12 protein-coding genes are annotated in these 15,553 nt (G+C 65.9%); 4 read left to right on the top strand and 8 right to left on the bottom strand.

Going from position 1 to position 15,553, the window contains the following annotated elements; translation table 11 throughout:
- Nucleotides 1–44 precede the first annotated feature (44 nt).
- The 3 genes from F6X40_RS05365 to rsxB all read right to left on the bottom strand — a co-directional run bounded on the left by F6X40_RS05365 (nucleotide 45) and on the right by rsxB (nucleotide 2,218).
- Nucleotides 45–479: a DUF1841 family protein gene (locus tag F6X40_RS05365; RefSeq protein ID WP_018419890.1), complete on the bottom strand. Its 435-nt coding sequence runs from the start codon at nucleotides 477–479 to the stop codon at nucleotides 45–47.
- Nucleotides 480–624: 145 nt separating this feature from the next.
- Nucleotides 625–1,269 (bottom strand): endonuclease III, encoded by a 645-nt coding sequence (gene nth, locus F6X40_RS05360; protein WP_184021540.1) that lies wholly within the window; start codon nucleotides 1,267–1,269, stop codon nucleotides 625–627.
- Nucleotides 1,270–1,312: 43 nt separating this feature from the next.
- A complete protein-coding gene (rsxB, locus tag F6X40_RS05355; protein ID WP_187627052.1) occupies nucleotides 1,313–2,218 on the bottom strand; it encodes an electron transport complex subunit RsxB in 906 nt (301 codons plus the stop codon).
- 240 nt (nucleotides 2,219–2,458) lie between these two features.
- On the opposite strand from rsxB, the gene F6X40_RS05350 reads away from it, so the two are divergent.
- Nucleotides 2,459–3,091 carry a TetR family transcriptional regulator gene (locus tag F6X40_RS05350; RefSeq protein ID WP_013088849.1) on the top strand — a complete coding sequence of 211 codons (633 nt, stop codon included), beginning with the start codon at nucleotides 2,459–2,461 and terminating at the stop codon, nucleotides 3,089–3,091.
- Between the two features lie 123 nt (nucleotides 3,092–3,214).
- Here F6X40_RS05350 and F6X40_RS05345 read toward each other — a convergent pair whose 3' ends face one another.
- Nucleotides 3,215–4,492 (bottom strand): polyhydroxyalkanoate depolymerase, encoded by a 1,278-nt coding sequence (locus F6X40_RS05345; protein WP_090803645.1) that lies wholly within the window; start codon nucleotides 4,490–4,492, stop codon nucleotides 3,215–3,217.
- 179 nt (nucleotides 4,493–4,671) lie between these two features.
- Nucleotides 4,672–6,561, bottom strand: a complete 1,890-nt coding sequence (locus tag F6X40_RS05340; protein WP_187627051.1) for a glycoside hydrolase family 15 protein — start codon at nucleotides 6,559–6,561, stop codon at nucleotides 4,672–4,674.
- 244 nt (nucleotides 6,562–6,805) lie between these two features.
- Between F6X40_RS05340 and F6X40_RS05335 the strand changes: the two genes are divergently transcribed.
- The gene (locus F6X40_RS05335; RefSeq protein ID WP_090803648.1) at nucleotides 6,806–7,051 is read left to right on the top strand and encodes a hypothetical protein; all 246 of its coding nucleotides are present in this window, start codon (nucleotides 6,806–6,808) and stop codon (nucleotides 7,049–7,051) included.
- A gap of 318 nt (nucleotides 7,052–7,369) precedes the next feature.
- Here the strand turns inward: F6X40_RS05335 and F6X40_RS05330 are convergent, their stop codons facing one another.
- Complete coding sequence (locus F6X40_RS05330; protein WP_013088853.1) at nucleotides 7,370–7,522, bottom strand: DUF3096 domain-containing protein; 153 nt, start codon at nucleotides 7,520–7,522, stop codon at nucleotides 7,370–7,372.
- Nucleotides 7,523–8,014: 492 nt separating this feature from the next.
- On the opposite strand from F6X40_RS05330, the gene F6X40_RS05325 reads away from it, so the two are divergent.
- Entirely contained in the window at nucleotides 8,015–9,181 is a 1,167-nt protein-coding gene (locus tag F6X40_RS05325) for a lactonase family protein (protein WP_184065651.1), read from the top strand.
- 104 nt (nucleotides 9,182–9,285) lie between these two features.
- Here the strand turns inward: F6X40_RS05325 and F6X40_RS05320 are convergent, their stop codons facing one another.
- On the bottom strand, nucleotides 9,286–13,368 hold the full coding sequence (locus F6X40_RS05320; RefSeq protein ID WP_187627050.1) for an FtsK/SpoIIIE family DNA translocase: 4,083 nt from the start codon (nucleotides 13,366–13,368) through the stop codon (nucleotides 9,286–9,288).
- A gap of 113 nt (nucleotides 13,369–13,481) precedes the next feature.
- Nucleotides 13,482–14,018, bottom strand: coding sequence for an META domain-containing protein (locus F6X40_RS05315; RefSeq protein WP_184065657.1), 537 nt, complete (start codon nucleotides 14,016–14,018; stop codon nucleotides 13,482–13,484).
- Nucleotides 14,019–14,265: 247 nt separating this feature from the next.
- Here F6X40_RS05315 and purT point away from each other — a divergent pair, with 247 nt between their 5' ends.
- Complete coding sequence (gene purT / locus F6X40_RS05310; RefSeq protein ID WP_187627049.1) at nucleotides 14,266–15,480, top strand: formate-dependent phosphoribosylglycinamide formyltransferase; 1,215 nt, start codon at nucleotides 14,266–14,268, stop codon at nucleotides 15,478–15,480.
- The last annotated feature ends 73 nt before the right edge of the window (nucleotides 15,481–15,553 follow it).

Raw genomic sequence — 15,553 nt, 5'->3', positions numbered from 1 at the left:
CCTCGGCGTGCTGGCGTCGTGCCGCGCCGGAGTTTCCAGTCGCCTCAGTCGCGCGTCGCGCGCCGTTCGATGCGCTGCAGATACGCGTCCGTGTCCGGCGGCGTGCCGGTGCGCTGCGCTTCCCAGATGGTTTCGCCGAGGCAGTCCATGATCGCGTGCTGCGCCTCGTGCGTCGAGCCGAGGCGCGCGGCGAGCCGCTCATGCGCGGCTCGAATGCCGGGCGGCTGATCGATCGACAACTGCTCGGAGATCGCCAGGTGCATCGACAGGTGCAGGAACGGATTGGTCTGGCCGCGCTCCGGCGAATAGTCCTGCGCCTGGGCGGCGGGACCATCGGCGAGATCGGCGTGATATTCGGGATGCTCGACGATCCAGTCGGCTGCGATCGCCTCGAGCGGCGTCAAAATCTCGCCCTGGCGCTGTTTGCGCCAGGTGTCGGTGAAAAAGAGGCGAACTTCGTCGCGGCTGGGATTGAACATCGTGGAACCGGTGCGTGGGAGTGGAGGCGCGGAGCGCGACGGTGCGGGTCCGCAGTGCGCGCTGCGCCGTAAGACACTATTTTACGCGGCGGCCGCGTGGGCTGCAGGCGCGCTGCACGGCCTCGGGTCTCGAACTGGGCCGGCCTTATAGATCGGGTGGCGGGGTCTTCGGCCGGAACTCGCACAGCGGCTCGATCGCGCAATGCCAGCATTCGGGGCGGCGCGCCTTGCACACGTAGCGTCCATGCAGGATCAGCCAGTGGTGCGCATCCTGCCTGAATTCGGCGGGCGTGAATTTTTCGAGTGCCGCTTCGACCGCGCGCACGTCCTTGCCGGGCGCGAGGCCGGTGCGGTTGGCGACGCGGAAAATGTGCGTGTCGACCGCGATGGTCGGATGGCCGAATGCGGTGTTCAGGATCACGTTGGCCGTTTTGCGGCCGACACCGGGCAGCCCCTCGAGTGCCTCGCGATCCTCGGGCACCTCGCCGCCATACCGGTCGAGCAGAATGCGGCAGGTCGCGATCACGTTCTTCGCCTTCGTGCGATACAGACCGATCGTCCTGATATAGCTCGCGACACCTTCCTCGCCGAGGTCGAACACCTTCTGCGGCGTGTTCGCGACCGGAAACATCCTGCGCATCGCCTTGTTGACCGACACGTCGGTCGCCTGCGCCGACAACAGCACCGCGATCAGCAGTTCGAACGGCGTCGTGTACTCGAGCTCGGTGGTGGGATGCGGATTGAGGCTCTGAAGCGTTTCGTAGATCGCGCGGCGTTTGTTCGCGTTCATGCGGAGCGGGTCCGTGTGAGTGGGCCGGGTTGCGTCGGCATGGTCAGCGCGTGGTTGGCGGCGAGTTGGACGGTGGATTGGACTCGTTTGACTCATTTGACTCGTCGGACTGCTGCTCCGAGCCGGGCGCGTCGCCACCGCTGGCAAGACCGAGACGGCGGCGGCGCGCTTCGGCGGCGTCGATCTGTGCCTGCACGTCGGCGCTGACGTTCTCGGTGTTCAGCGGTCCCTCGCCTTTCGCGGCCAAGTCTTCCTTCTTCTTGCGCGCGCGTTCGAGCGCGGCCTGGATGATCGCGCGTTTCTTCGCTTCCGCGTCGTCCGCAATCGGGGCGGCGGGAGCCTCGGACGGCACTGTCGCGCCGCTTGCCGCAACCGCGTCCGGCGCAGCCGGCGGCGCGCTTGCGGCTCGCCGCGCCGCAGCGCGCGCTTCGGCGGCGTCGCGCTCGCGCGCGAGACGGGTCTCGTGGCGGTTATGACGCGCCCGCGCCGCGTCCGCGTGGCTTTGGCTCCATGCATCCCAGCCGGTGGCCTCGCCGGTCACGGGGAGCATCGTGATGCAGTCGACCGGGCAGGGCGGCACGCACAGGTCGCAGCCGGTGCATAGCTCGGCGACCACGGTGTGCATCTGTTTCGGTGCGCCAACTATCGCGTCGACCGGACAGGCCTGCATGCACAGCGTGCAGCCGATGCACACCTGTTCGTCGATAACCGCCAACGGACGCGGACGTTCGACGCCATTGGCCGAATTGAGCGGAATCACCGGTTTGCCGAGCAGCGCGGCGAGGCGCGCGATGCCCTCGGCGCCGCCGGGCGGGCACTGGTTATAGTTCGCCTCGCCATTGGCGACGGCTTCGGCATACGGACGGCATGCGGGATAACCGCACTTCGTGCATTGCGTTTGGGGCAGCAGATCTTCGATGCGATCCGCGAGTGTTTTGACGTCTGTCACGGTTGCGGCGCGGGGGTTTGCCGTGCGATCGCACGACCTGAACTAAATAGCACATTATCGCCGATTTCCCGGATTGCCATTCGCAATCCATGTGCCATAATCGAAGCGCTTCATTCGAAAGACCGCAGAAAAGGGTGTGTTTCCCAACCACGACGCGCCCGCTAAACGCCGCCACAAAAAGGCTCGAGGAGAGGCCGGCGGCGCGATCCGGAGAACGCGGCTCACGAAGACGATGCCACCATGAATCAGCCGAAAATCAAAAGAGATCCTGAAGGCACGAGGCGCCGCATCTTGCTCGCGGCGGCGGAAGAGTTTGCAAATGGAGGGCTGTTCGGCGCGCGAGTCGATCAGATCGCTCGCCGCGCGGAAACCAATGAACGAATGCTCTACTACTACTTCGGTAGCAAGGAGCAGCTATTCACCGCGGTACTCGAGCACGCGTTCAGCGCGCTCAACGAAGCGGAACGCACGCTCGAACTCAACGGAATCGCGCCGGTCGAGGCGGTTACGCGTCTCGCGCATTTCGTGTGGGACTACTACCGCGATCATCCCGAGTTGTTGAGGCTCATCAACAACGAGAATCTGCATGAAGCACGCTATATGCAGAAGTCCACGCGCATACGCGAAATGATTTCGCCGATCGTCGCCACGCTCGGCGGCATTCTCGAACGTGGGCAGCGCGCGGGGCTGTTTCGCACGAACATCGACCCGCTGCGCTTTTACGTGACGCTCTCGGGCATGGGCTACTACATCGTGTCGAACCGTTTCACGCTCGAGGCGACGCTCGGCCGCGATTTCAGCAGCGCCGCCGAACGCAGCGAGGTGATTCAGATGAATACCGAACTGCTGCTCGCGTATTTGTTGAGAAAGTAACGGGCAGTGCCGCGGTGATCATGGCCGCGGCAAAAAATCAGTATCACGAACAAAGCGCGATAAAAAAGCCAACGGCCTCGAACGGGACCGTTGGCTTTTTATATGCTAGTGCAAGTTTGATGCTCAGGCTTCGACTTTTTCTTTCGCCGTTTTTGCTGCCTTGTTGTGCTCGAGAATGAAGTCGCGCAATTGCGGGTAAATGATCGTGCGCCAGCGGCGGCCCGAGAAAATGCCGTAGTGGCCGCATTTCTCCGCAGTGAAGTGACGCTTGTTCTTCGCCGGAATGCCGCTGCACAAGTCGTGCGCCGCGTAAGTCTGGCCGTCGCCGGAAATGTCGTCGAGTTCACCTTCGATCGTAAACAGCGCGGTCGTCGTGATGTCCTGCGGCCGCACCGGTTCGCCGTTGACGACCCACGTGCCCTCGGCAAGACGGAACTCCTGGAACACGACGCGGATCGTGTCGAGGTAATAATCGGCATCCATGTCGAGCACCGCGTTGTACTCGTCGTAGAACCGGCGGTGCGCTTCGGCGTCGTCCTCGTCGCCGCGCAGCAGGCTCTGGTAGAAATCCCAGTGCGACGCCGCATGACGCTCCGGATTCATCGCGACGAAACCGGTGTGCTGCAGGAAGCCGGGATAGACCTTGCGGCCCGCGCCGGGATAGTTCGGCGGCACCGTGAAGATCACGTTGTTCTCGAACCACTCGTACGAGTGCTGCGTGGCCAGCGAATTGACCGAGGTCGGGCTCTTTCGTGCGTCGATCGGGCCGCCCATCATTGTCATCGTGCGCGGCGTGTCCTCGCCGCGGCTCGCCATCAGCGAAATGGCGGCGAGCACCGGCACGGTCGGCTGGCACACCGAGATCACGTGCAGATTCTTCGCGCCGATATGGCGAATGAATTCCTGGATATACGCGATGTAGTCGTTCAGACCGAACCAGCCGGCTTCTAGCGGCACCATGCGCGCGTCGAGCCAGTCGGTGATGTAGACCTTGTGGTCTTGCAGCAACGTGCGCACGGTATCGCGTAGCAGTGTGGCGTGGTGTCCTGACAACGGTGCGCAGACGAGCACGACCGGTTCGTCTTTCAGTTGGCTGACAGCTTCGCTGTCGTCCGCGAAGCGCTTGAAGCGCATCAGACGGCAGAACGGCTTTTCGATGAACGTCTGCTCGACGATCGGAATGTTATGGCCGTCTTTGACAATCTGGTGAATATTGAACTCGGGCTTTTCGTAGTCCTTGCCGAGCCGGTAAAGCAGTTCGTAGCCGGCGGAAAGGCGCGTGGCGCCCGGCACATAGGCTAGCGGACTGGCCGGATTCGCAAATGATTTCGATGCGGCCTGAGCCCAGGCGGTGAGGGGGCTCAACATCGCCCGCTGGAATTCGTGAAATTGATAGAGCATGTTTGCTCCGTTTTAAGCGGTTCGCATGGGGCTTCGCAAACACGCGTGAGGCGTTGCGGCGGGCCATTGTGGTTGTAGGCACATTATTGTCGGCCGACAGTCAGATCGATAATATCGAACAAGGCAAATTTGTGCAATGCAACAATATTCGCATTCAGTGTACGCAAATTGTCACTGCGTCATGCTAATGGCGATGCTGCTCCGCCGCTATCAGGGCTTGCCTGATCCTCAAGCTCCATCGCGCGGATGCCGTTATGCGCCGGATGGCCGGTCGCCTGCGCCATCTCCTGCTCGTGCTTCATCAGGTTCAGTCCGGTGTGCACGAGCGCCACGTGGGAGAACGCCTGCGGAAAATTGCCGACGAGACGTTTATCGACCGGGTCGTACTCCTCGGACAGCAGGCCGACGTCGTTGCACAGCGCGAGCAGCCGCTCGTACATCTCGATGGCTTCCTGCACGCGTCCCTGCAGCGCAAGGTTATCCACCATCCAGAACGAACACGCAAGAAAGGTGCCTTCCCCCGGTGGCAAGCCGTCGTCGTATTCCGTGGTGCGGTAGCGCAGCACGAAGCCGCCGTGCATCAGGTCCCGCTCGATCGCCTCGACCGTGCCCTTGATGCGCGGATCCTGCGGCGGCAGGAAGGCGACCAGCGGCATCAGAAGCACGCTCGCGTCGAGCCGATCGCTGCCGTAGTACTGTGAGAACGCGTTGAGCTGCGGATTCCACGCCTTCTCGCAGACCTCGGCGTGGATCGTGTCACGCATCGCGCGCCATTCGTCGAGGGGGCCGTCGAGCTTGAACATTTCGGCCGAGCGGATCGCGCGGTCGAACGCGACCCACGCCATCACCTTCGAGAACGTGAAATGCTCGGGGCCGCCGCGCGTCTCCCAGATGCCTTCGTCGGGTTCGCGCCAGATCGTGCTCAGGTGCTCGAGCATCGCGCGCTGCACGCTCCACGCGGTGACGTCCGCCTGCAGGCCGCCGACGCGCGCCAGATGCAGCGCGTTCATCACCTCGCCGTAGACGTCGAGCTGACGCTGCCCGACCGCATTGTTGCCGATGCGCACCGGTTTCGCGCCCTCGTAGCCGGGCAGCCAGTCGATTTCGGATTCGGGCAGGCGCCGCTCGCCGCCGATGCCGTACATGATCTGCAACTGGTCCGGCGCGCCCGCCATCACGCGGCCGAGCCAGCTGCGCCAGGCGCGCGCTTCGTCGTAGTAGCCGCCGCGCATCATCGCGAGCAGCGTGATGGTCGCGTCGCGCAGCCAGCAGTAGCGGTAGTCCCAGTTGCGCGTGCCGCCGAGCCGCTCGGGCAGCGACGTGGTGGGCGCCGCGACGATGCCGCCGGTCGGCTCGTAGGCGAGCGCGCGCAGCGTGATCAGCGAGCGGCGGATCGGCCCGGCCCAGCGTCCTTCGACGGTGCCGCGCGCCGCCCATTCGAGCCAGTGGTTCTCGGTGCGCGCGAGCGACGTGTGCGGATCGCGCGCGGGCGGAATGCGCAGATGCGACGCCGCGTACGCGAGCGAGAACGGCACGCGCTCGCCCTCGGTTACCGTGAATTCCGCGACGGTCTTCATGTCTTCGCCGTGCAGTTCGACCGGCGTGCGCAGCACCGCGTTGTCGGGGCCGACGATCGCCTTGATGCCGCTGTCGTGCTTGAGCTTGTCGACCCACGGAATCGAGAAGCCGTAGTCGAAGCGCAGCACGAGTTCCATCTTCATGCGCACGGTGCCGCGCTTGCCGACGACGATGCGGATCAGCTCCGACCAGCCGTTGCCGGGCGGCATGAAATCGATCAGCGTGACGGCGCCGTCGGGCGTTTCGAAGTCGGTTTCGAGGATCAGCGTTTCGCCGCGATAGCGCCGCGTGATGGTCGGCGCGCCGTGCTCGCCCCCGGTAGCGGGGGCGAGCAGCCAACGGCCGTTGTCGGGCGAGCCGAGCAGCGCGGCGAAGCAGGCGCCCGAGTCGAAGCGCGGCCAGCAGAGCCAGTCGACGGAACCCTCGCGGGAGATGAGCGCGGCGGTATGGCCATCGCCGATGAGTGCGTAGTCTTCGATGTGTGCAGGCATGGAAAGCGTGTCGGAAAACGAGTCGTTATTACGGACGGCCACAGCAGCCGCGCTTCGAGTGGGCGTTATTACCGGACCACGATCGGCAGTGTTTGGTTCACCGCACAGTGCGGCAAAACGCGGGTTGGAAAATTGTCAAATCCATGCATACAATCAAATTTCATGCCGATGTCCGGCGACCTGCCGGACTGCGAATCGGCCTTGCTCATGGCGGTTGCAGACGCCGTTTCCGAGGACGAAAGCCATGCTGAACCCTTCGAAATCCGATTGCATCACGATTCTCTCGGCCGCCAGCCAGCTTGCCGGCGACTCCATGTTGCCACTCGATCATGGCCGGCTCGGCCTGAGCCGCAACGGCATGCTGGCTGCCGCCTCCTTCCTGGTCGAGCGGGCCTGCTTCCGGCGCTATCAGCAGGATGCCGATCATTATGCGGTCGGCGCGCTGTCGTTGCAGGGGCGCCTGCGGCTCGAACAGCTGGCGAACGGTTGAGCGGTAGGGCCGAGCGTTCGTAGCGCAGGTTCCTGGCGTATCCGCGCCGGCCATTCGCCGCATCCCTTCGTACCGCGCCTTCGCATTTCCTATCCGTATCTTCACGCCGCGTCGCGTCAGGTCGATCGTTCGCGTGGCGCGGGCGGTCGCGCGCGTCCATCTTGCGCGCGATGCCCGCTTCCCGCATAGGTCATGGCGTGACGTTTGCCGCGCTCTCACACGGGCGAGTGGCGCTGGCACCCAGCGAACCTTCCCTTCGTGCGAAACCACCTCGATACCGGACGCAAATCTCACGCCCGGCGTCGCGGCGCCTGTCGCTCACAGATGCGACGAGCCCACGCCGAAGATCCCGATGATGCCGATGATGATCAGGTAAAGCGCGACGATGTAGTTCAACAGGCGCGGCATGATCAGGATCAGGATGCCGGCGATCAGCGAAACGAGCGGGCCCAGGCTGAGAGTGACGTTCATGGAGACTCCGTGGTTGAGACGCGTGATGCGCGATTGAGAAAACGATTGAAAAACGTCCCGCCGCGCGGGACCCAAGCCGCTGGCGCAGACCGTGCCGCAGCGGTGGATTCACTGCATGATCCGACCTGACGCTCTTATACTGACTTCGACAACAACAACGTGGAACGACGCTCGATTCGCGGCGCGGCAGACCAGACACCGTTACAACCGCTCGTACCCCGGCTCATACGCGAGCCCGTACCAGACAACCGATGTCGAGGAGGTCTCATGCTTCACAGTCGCCGTGCCGTCGGGCGTGTTGCCGTGCGCCCAGTTCCGACTTCCGTTTTTACTTCTGTTCTTGCCAGTGTTGCATTTCAGGGTTCCCGTCCGCGTGGCGCAGACCGCGCCGCTCCATCTGCCGCGGATTGCACGGCGGAAAGCACCGCCCGGCGCGCAACGCGGCCAGTGCCGTTGCGGGCCGCCCGTTCGATAATAAGAGGTTTCGCGCTCATGGTTTCGATTGTTGCTTCGCACGCGTATGCGCAAGATTCTGGCCCGGTCCCCGCGGACGGCGTCTATACGATGCTGGTCGGTACTTACACCAGCGGCAAGAGCGAGGGCATCTACGTCTTTCGCTTCGATACGAAGACGGGCGCGGCGACCGAGGTGTCGGTCGCGCAGACGGTCAATCCGTCGTTTCTGGTCGTGAGCCGCGACCGCCGCTTCGTCTATTCGGTCAACGAACTGCCCGGTGACAACGGCCCGGCCACGCAGCGCGGCGGGATCAGCGCGTTCGGCTTCGATGCCGCGCGCGGGCAGCTGACGTTTCTGAACAAGGTGTCGTCGGACGGCAATGATCCGTGCTATCTGAGCATCTCGGCGGACGGCAAGTATCTGCTGAGCGCGAACTATTCGGTCGCGCCCGATCCGGGCGGCAGTTTCGCGGTGTTTCCGCTGCAGGCGAACGGCCGGGTCGGCACCTCGGTGCAGACCGTGCATCACGAGGGCGGCGGTCCGGTGAAAGGGCGGCAGGACAACTCGCACGTGCATTCGACCGTGTTCTCGCCTGACGGCCGCTATCTGTTCGCGCAGGACCTCGGCGCCGACAAGCTGTACTCGTACCGCTACGCGCCGCAGAGCAGCGCCGGCGCGGGTCCATTCATCGCGACGGACTGGGGCTACACGCAGCAGAAGGCCGGCACGGGTCCGCGCCATCTGATCTTTGGCGCGGACGGCAAGCACGCGTATCTGACGAGCGAACTCGCGGCGACCGTCAGCACGTTCGACTACCACGACGGCAGGCTGAAGCTCGTGCAGACACTGCCATTGAGCGAGCCTGACTTCAAGGGGAAGGTGGGCGCGGCGGCGATCCATATGTCGCCGGACGGACGCTTCGTGTATGCGTCCAATCGCGGCGACGCGAACGAGATCGTGATCTTCTCGGTCGATCCCGCCACTGGACACCTGAAGCAGATCGGCCGGCAGTCGAGCCTCGGCAAATCGCCGCGCGAGTTCACCATCGATCCGACCGGCAACTGGCTGATCGTCGGCAATCAGCTGAGCGACACGGTCTATGTGTTCAAGCGCGATCCGCAGACGGGGCTGCTCGATCCGAATCCGAAGCAGCATTTCGACCTCGGCTCGCCGGTCGACTTCAAGCTGGTATCACCGTCGTGATGCGCGGCACGCGCGGGTAAATGAAAAACGGACAGCTCACATCCTGAGGCTGTCCGTTTTTTCTTCCGGATCATCGCCGACCCGGTTAGCGATTCACCGGGCGCTCATTCCGCCGGCCCCGGCGCCAGCACTTCGCGGCTGCCGTTGATGCTCATCGCCGACACGAGGCCGGCCGTCTCCATCTGTTCGACGAGCCGCGCCGCGCGGTTATAGCCGATGCGCAACTGCCGCTGCACCGACGAGATCGACGCGCGCCGCGTGCGTACGACGAACGCGACCGCTTCGTCGTACAGCGGATCGGCTTCCGCATCCGGCGCTTCGCCGAACAGGTCCTGGGCCGCGCCGCCATCGGCGGCCGGGCCGTCGAGAATGCCTTCCTCGTATTGTGGCTCGCCGAACTGCTTCAGATATTCGACGATCGCATGCACTTCCTCGTCGGCGACGAACGCGCCGTGCACGCGCTGCGGGTAGCCGGTGCCCGGCGGCAGAAACAGCATGTCGCCCTGGCCGAGCAGCGACTCGGCGCCCATCTGGTCGAGAATCGTGCGCGAGTCGATCTTCGACGACACCTGGAACGCGACGCGCGTCGGAATGTTCGCCTTGATGAGGCCGGTGATGACGTCGACGGACGGCCGCTGCGTCGCGAGGATCAGGTGGATGCCGGCCGCCCGCGCCTTCTGCGCGAGCCGCGCGATCAGCTCCTCGATCTTCTTGCCGGCGACCATCATCAGGTCGGCGAGCTCGTCGATGACGACGACGATCAGCGGCAGCGGCGCCAGCGGCTCGGGCGCATCGGGCGTCAGCGAGAACGGGTTGCCGAGCTTCTTGCCCTTCGCCTCGGTGTCGCGGATCTTCTGGTTGAAGCCGGCGAGATTGCGCACGCCGACGGCCGACATCAGCCGGTAGCGCTTTTCCATTTCGCCGACGCACCAGTTCAGCGCATTGGCCGCGAGCTTCATGTCGGTGACGACCGGCGCGAGCAGATGCGGAATCCCTTCGTAAACCGAAAGTTCGAGCATCTTCGGGTCGATCATGATCAGGCGCACTTCCTCTGGCGTCGCCTTGAACAGCAGCGAGCAGATCATCGCGTTGATCGCGACCGATTTGCCCGAGCCGGTCGTGCCGGCCACCAGCATGTGCGGCGCCTTCGCGAGATCGGCGACGACTGGATGGCCGGTGATGTCCTTGCCCATCGCAAGCGTGAGTCGCGAGTGCGAGTTCTGGTACACGCTCGCCTCGAGAATTTCCGAGAGGCGGATCGTTTGGCGCTTCGCGTTCGGCAGTTCGAGGCCCATGCAGGTCTTGCCCGGAATCGTTTCGACCACGCGGATCGACGTGAGACCGAGACCGCGCGACAGGTCCTTCATCAGACCGACGATCTGGCTGCCGCGCACGCCGAGCGCCGGTTCGACTTCGAAGCGTGTGATGACCGGACCCGCCGATGCGCCGACCACCATCACCGGCACCTTGAATTCCTGCAGGCGCTGCTCGATCAGCAGGCCGGTTTCGCGGAGCTTTTCATCCGGGATCGGTTCGATGTCGGCATCGGCGGGGGCGAGCAGATCGAGCGTCGGCAGTTCGACCATCGATGCGGCCGGCGCGTGGAACTCGAAGCCGTTGACCGGCGCGTGGCCGCGCAGCGGCGGGCGGCCGGCGGGCTCGGTAGTGGGTTGGTCGGCGGATTGGGCCTGCGGTTGCGGTGTTAGCGCGGGTAAAGACGACGGAGCGGACGACGGAGCGGGCGATGGTTCGGCGGCCGGCGTGTTCGCGACAGGCGTTGTGCTTGCGCCGACCGAAGGCTCGATGCTGGTCGCCGGCGCGGCGAAGCCCGGGAAACGGACTACGTTCGAGACGACGGCCGGTGCGGTTGCCGGCATAGCGAGGTTCGCCGCACTCGTCGAAGTCGACGACGGCGAGTCGTTTGCGGGGGTGTTCGCGGGCTCGTTCGTGGGCTCGTTCACAGCGGGCAGGGCAGGGGCGTGCGACGTCGCGGGCTCACCTGACTGCGCACGTTCGCTCGCGAGCTCCGAGACCGTCGCGCCGGACCACGGCGGCACGCTTGTGCTCGACGGCGCGGCGGCCTCCGTCTGCGGCGAGTCCGCTGACGCGGCCGCGCGTTGAGCCGCGGCGGGGCCGAGCCTGCTCTCCCAAGGCACGAGCATCTTGTCGATGACGATTTCGCCTACCGGAGCCAGCGCTTGCGGAGGCGTCGCGGTGTCGGCGGTGGCCGGTTCGACGGTTCGCGCGGATTCCTCCCTCTGCGATGCCGGGACGCTGGTGTTTGTCGCTGTCTGCGTCGAATCGTTTTGGACCGCCGGTGCGTCTTCTTGCGAAGCATCGTCCCGTAGGCTGGCTGCGAAGCGCTCGAATGGCGTCGCCGTCGGCGACTCATGTTGCGGCGCGCTTGCGGCGGGTTCGGTGGCGGCAGGCTCAGCCACAGCGGATGCCGATGGCTCGACAACCGCGGATTCGACAGCCGCAGCAGCCACGTCGGCCACCGACTCGATTGCAGTCGTCGTCTGCGGCGCAGCCGTAAGCGGCGCATGAATGACGGGCGGTTCGGTCGGCCATTGCGCAACCGCTTCGTTGCCGCCCTCGACCGACGTCCCGGACTCGGCCACCGCACGCTCAGCCGGCAACTCGACCGATGCGGTTTCTTGCTGCGACTGCGCCGGCGACACCATCCGCGCCGAACTCTCCACGCTCTGCGCCTGCGGCGCCGCAACCGTCTCGCCGTTTTTGACAGGTAGCACGTCCCGCTGCGCCGGTGGCACATCGAACGTCGTCGACGCACGCTCTGCATCGTCAATCTTCGCGCTATCGGCGCCACGGCTGCGCGCCAGGCTCACGCCGGCCATGTCGGTCCAGCGCGCGGCGTTTTCCGCGATGCTGCGCAGCGTTTCCTCGACGCTCGCGGGCGGCGCGACCGTCGACGCGTTCGTCATCGTTCGCGTGAAGTTCGGTGTAGGCCGGCGCACGGTCGACGGCGAGGTCGCGCCGTTGGCGCGCGAAGCGGCCGGGAACGGTTGACGCGGGCTCGCGCCGCGATTGAGCGGCGCGCTGCCGTCGGCCGGACGTGACAGCGACGACGGGCGGCTTGCGCGGCCCGCGGCATTCATCGATCCCGCTGTGATGCCGATACCGGCGCCCGAGGCGGCGGCGCGGCCCGCCATTGCCTGTGCCGCTCGCGCCGACACGCCGGCCGCGTTGGCGGCCGTCGCCGCCAACGCGGCACTGGAGCCGAACGACGCGGCCGCACGCTGATCTCCGACCGAGCGCCGCCCGATCTGCGCAGCGCCATCACGAGCCGACATGCCCGATGCGGCCGAAGCACCCGCCGCACCCAGCGATGCCGTCGCCGCGCGCGGCTCCGTGGTGCGCAGCCAGCCGGCCGGCGCGACCGGCTCGGTCGGCACGAATGGTGCGGCGGATCTGTCCGCAGCCTTGTCCGCGTGCAGCGCCTGCGTTGCCGTCGACGTTGCGGGGCGCGGCGACGCGCTCGACCCCGTGCGTAACACCGGCTCGGTCTGCTTGACCGGCCCGCGCGCCGCGTCGGCGGCCGCATCGGCTCGCCAGCTTGCGCCGGCGCCACGGGCGGAAGCGTCCTTGCTACCCGCGATGCCAGCCGCCGCGGTGCCGGCAGCAGCGGCGGAGCCCGCGCCGCGCCCGCTCGCGGGCGGACGCCACACCGTCGGCCGCGCGTAGCGACCCTTGCTATTGCGCGGCGCCATCGTGTTGGTAGCAGGCGACACATGCGACGGCGCGCCGTCGTCGACGCTGCGGTGGCGGCGCGCATCCTCGTCGCGCTTCGCGAGTCCCCGCGACAGACCGAGGCCGAACGCGCCGTCGGCCCAAACGGCGACGTCGCTCCAGCGGAAGTCGACGAGCCACGGCAGGCTGATCACGAGCAGCGCGAGCGCCGCGAGCGGCGTGCCGACATGGCCGAGCACATGTCCAAGCCCCGCGGCGAGCGCACGACCGAAACCATTGATGCCGGCGATGCCGATCAGCGAGCCCTCGAGCGTGCAACTCGCGATCAGCACGCAGACGAAGCCGAGCCACAGCCGGATCGTGCCGGGGCCGCGCAGACCCGCGCCGCCCGGCAGCATCGACTTCACGAGGCGCCACAAAAGAGGAATGAACCAGACGGCCGACCCGCCGAACCAGCCGAAAACTACCGTGTGCATACCAGACATCTACGAATGACGGAGCGCGCGAGAAGCGCAATCCGTCGAGTTTAAACGGCGCAGCGCGCGGCTTCGAAGGCCGGCGCGAATCCCGAACGCGGCGCAAACTCGCATCACTTGTCGCTGCGATCGAACATCAGGGTGTCGCCGTTGTCGAGGATCAGCTGCATCTGCTGCGGCGCTCGCATCTGCACGCCGGTGCGATCGATGCGCTCGAGCGCATCGAGGAACGGCTTCTCGATGTCGCCGCCCGGCGAGACGCACGCCATGCGTGTGCCGGCGAGGGAACCGAAGCTCAGCTTGCCGTCCTTCAGCATGTACGAACCCATGAAGCGGTTGCAGCCGGAAAAGCCGCTCGCGTGACGCCGGCCGCCTTCGGTCGACAACGTCAGCGTGAGCGGCTTCTGATCCTCCGACGGCACCGCGCGCGCCGTGCCGTCGGCGTTCTTCCACGAGCTCAGCACCCAGCTGGTGTCGTCGAGCAGTTGCGCGGCGGCGGGATTGAACGGATCAGGCGGCGGCGCCGACGAGTCCGGATGCTTCGGGATCGCGCAGGCACCGAGCAGCGCGGCGATGCTCAACGCGGCGACGGCCGTGCGCAGGCACGGAATGATGCGCGCAAGAGGTCGCGGGCGGGAGCGGATGAGCATGGCGTCGTTCCTGTTCAAACTGGCGAAGGCGTAAGGGTAACGTACTAAGCTTGTCGTGCGCGAGCGATGCTCGCGGTGACGTGATCGCGGCTGCGAACGTCGACGCGGCAGCACGGTTCCGCTCGACCGCCACGGCCTCGCGAGCGCACCGAAAGCGCACCCTGAGCGCCGCGCGGCAAGGGGCCCGCATGTTAACATCGCGGTCTATCCAATCCCACCCTCATCCCGACTTTTATCTGGAGTTCCCATGCAGATCGGCCAACGGATCGGCACGCCCCTTTCTGAATCCGCGACGCGCGTGATGCTGCTCGGCGCCGGCGAACTCGGCAAGGAAGTGATCATCGCGCTGCAACGGCTGGGCGTCGAAGTGATCGCCGTCGACCGTTACCCGAACGCGCCGGGCCATCAGGTCGCGCATCGCGCGCATGTGATCGACATGACCGACCGCGCCGCGCTGCGCGCGCTGGTCGAGCAGGAGCGCCCGCATCTGATCGTCCCGGAAATCGAGGCGATCGCCACCGACGAACTCGCCGCGATCGAAACCGAGGCGCTCGCCGAGGTGATCCCGACCGCGCGTGCCACCCAACTGACGATGAACCGCGAAGGCATCCGCCGCCTCGCTGCGGAGGAGCTTGGTCTACCGACCTCGCCGTACGCATTCGCCGATTCGCTCGACGAGCTGCGCGCGGGCATCGCGAAGGTCGGCTATCCGTGCGTCGTGAAACCGGTGATGTCGTCGTCGGGCAAGGGGCAGTCGGTGCTGCGCAGCGACGCCGACGTCGAACCCGCCTGGCAGTACGCGATGGCGGGCGGCCGCGTGAATTTCGGGCGCGTGATCGTCGAGGGTTTCATCGACTTCGAATACGAAATCACGCAGCTCACCGTGCGCGCGATCGACCCGGCGAGCGGCGCGGTCGGCACGTATTTCTGCGATCCGATCGGCCACGTGCAGGTCGCGGGCGACTATGTCGAATCGTGGCAGCCGCAGCCGATGAGCCCGCTCGCGCTCGAGCGTTCGCGCGAGATCGCGCACAAGGTGACGGCGGCGCTCGGCGGCCGCGGCCTGTTTGGCGTGGAACTTTTCGTGCGCGGCGACGACGTATGGTTTTCGGAAGTCAGCCCGCGTCCGCACGACACGGGGCTCGTCACGCTGTGCTCGCAGCGCTTCTCGGAGTTCGAACTGCATGCGCGCGCGATCCTCGGCCTGCCGGTCGATACGTCGCTGCGTGCGGCGGGCGCGTCGGCAGTGATCTACGGTGGTCGCGACGAGGCCGGCATCGCGTTCGAAGGCGTCGCGGCCGCACTTGCGGTGCCCAATGCGGATCTGCGCCTGTTCGGAAAGCCGGAAAGCTTCGTCAAACGTCGCATGGGCGTCGCGCTCGCGACCGGCGAGAACATCGGGCAAGCGCGCTCGCGTGCCAGGCAGGCGGCGGCCGCGGTGCGGCCGGTGTCGGCGAAGTAACGGGCAGGCGGCGAGGCGCGGCGCAAAAGTGTGCGGGACGCACACGAAAGAGCCCACCGCATTCGTTTCTGGC

The sequence above is a fragment of the Paraburkholderia sp. UCT31 genome (genome assembly GCF_014397655.1).
Taxonomy (GTDB): domain Bacteria; phylum Pseudomonadota; class Gammaproteobacteria; order Burkholderiales; family Burkholderiaceae; genus Paraburkholderia; species Paraburkholderia tuberum.
Note: the sequence above shows the minus strand (reverse complement) of the source record. Positions and strands in the feature narration are given on the sequence as shown.

Excerpts from the sequence above, each read along its gene's own strand:
- F6X40_RS05365 (WP_018419890.1), bottom strand. The coding sequence starts at position 479 with ATGTTCAATCCCAGCCGCGACGAAGTTCGCCTCTTTTTCACCGACACC.
- nth (WP_184021540.1), bottom strand. The coding sequence starts at position 1,269 with ATGAACGCGAACAAACGCCGCGCGATCTACGAAACGCTTCAGAGCCTC.
- F6X40_RS05350 (WP_013088849.1), top strand. The coding sequence starts at position 2,459 with ATGAATCAGCCGAAAATCAAAAGAGATCCTGAAGGCACGAGGCGCCGC.
- F6X40_RS05345 (WP_090803645.1), bottom strand. The coding sequence starts at position 4,492 with ATGCTCTATCAATTTCACGAATTCCAGCGGGCGATGTTGAGCCCCCTC.
- F6X40_RS05340 (WP_187627051.1), bottom strand. The coding sequence starts at position 6,561 with ATGCCTGCACACATCGAAGACTACGCACTCATCGGCGATGGCCATACC.
- F6X40_RS05335 (WP_090803648.1), top strand. The coding sequence starts at position 6,806 with ATGCTGAACCCTTCGAAATCCGATTGCATCACGATTCTCTCGGCCGCC.
- F6X40_RS05330 (WP_013088853.1), bottom strand. The coding sequence starts at position 7,522 with ATGAACGTCACTCTCAGCCTGGGCCCGCTCGTTTCGCTGATCGCCGGC.
- F6X40_RS05325 (WP_184065651.1), top strand. The coding sequence starts at position 8,015 with ATGGTTTCGATTGTTGCTTCGCACGCGTATGCGCAAGATTCTGGCCCG.
- F6X40_RS05320 (WP_187627050.1), bottom strand. The coding sequence starts at position 13,368 with ATGCACACGGTAGTTTTCGGCTGGTTCGGCGGGTCGGCCGTCTGGTTC.
- F6X40_RS05315 (WP_184065657.1), bottom strand. The coding sequence starts at position 14,018 with ATGCTCATCCGCTCCCGCCCGCGACCTCTTGCGCGCATCATTCCGTGC.
- purT (WP_187627049.1), top strand. The coding sequence starts at position 14,266 with ATGCAGATCGGCCAACGGATCGGCACGCCCCTTTCTGAATCCGCGACG.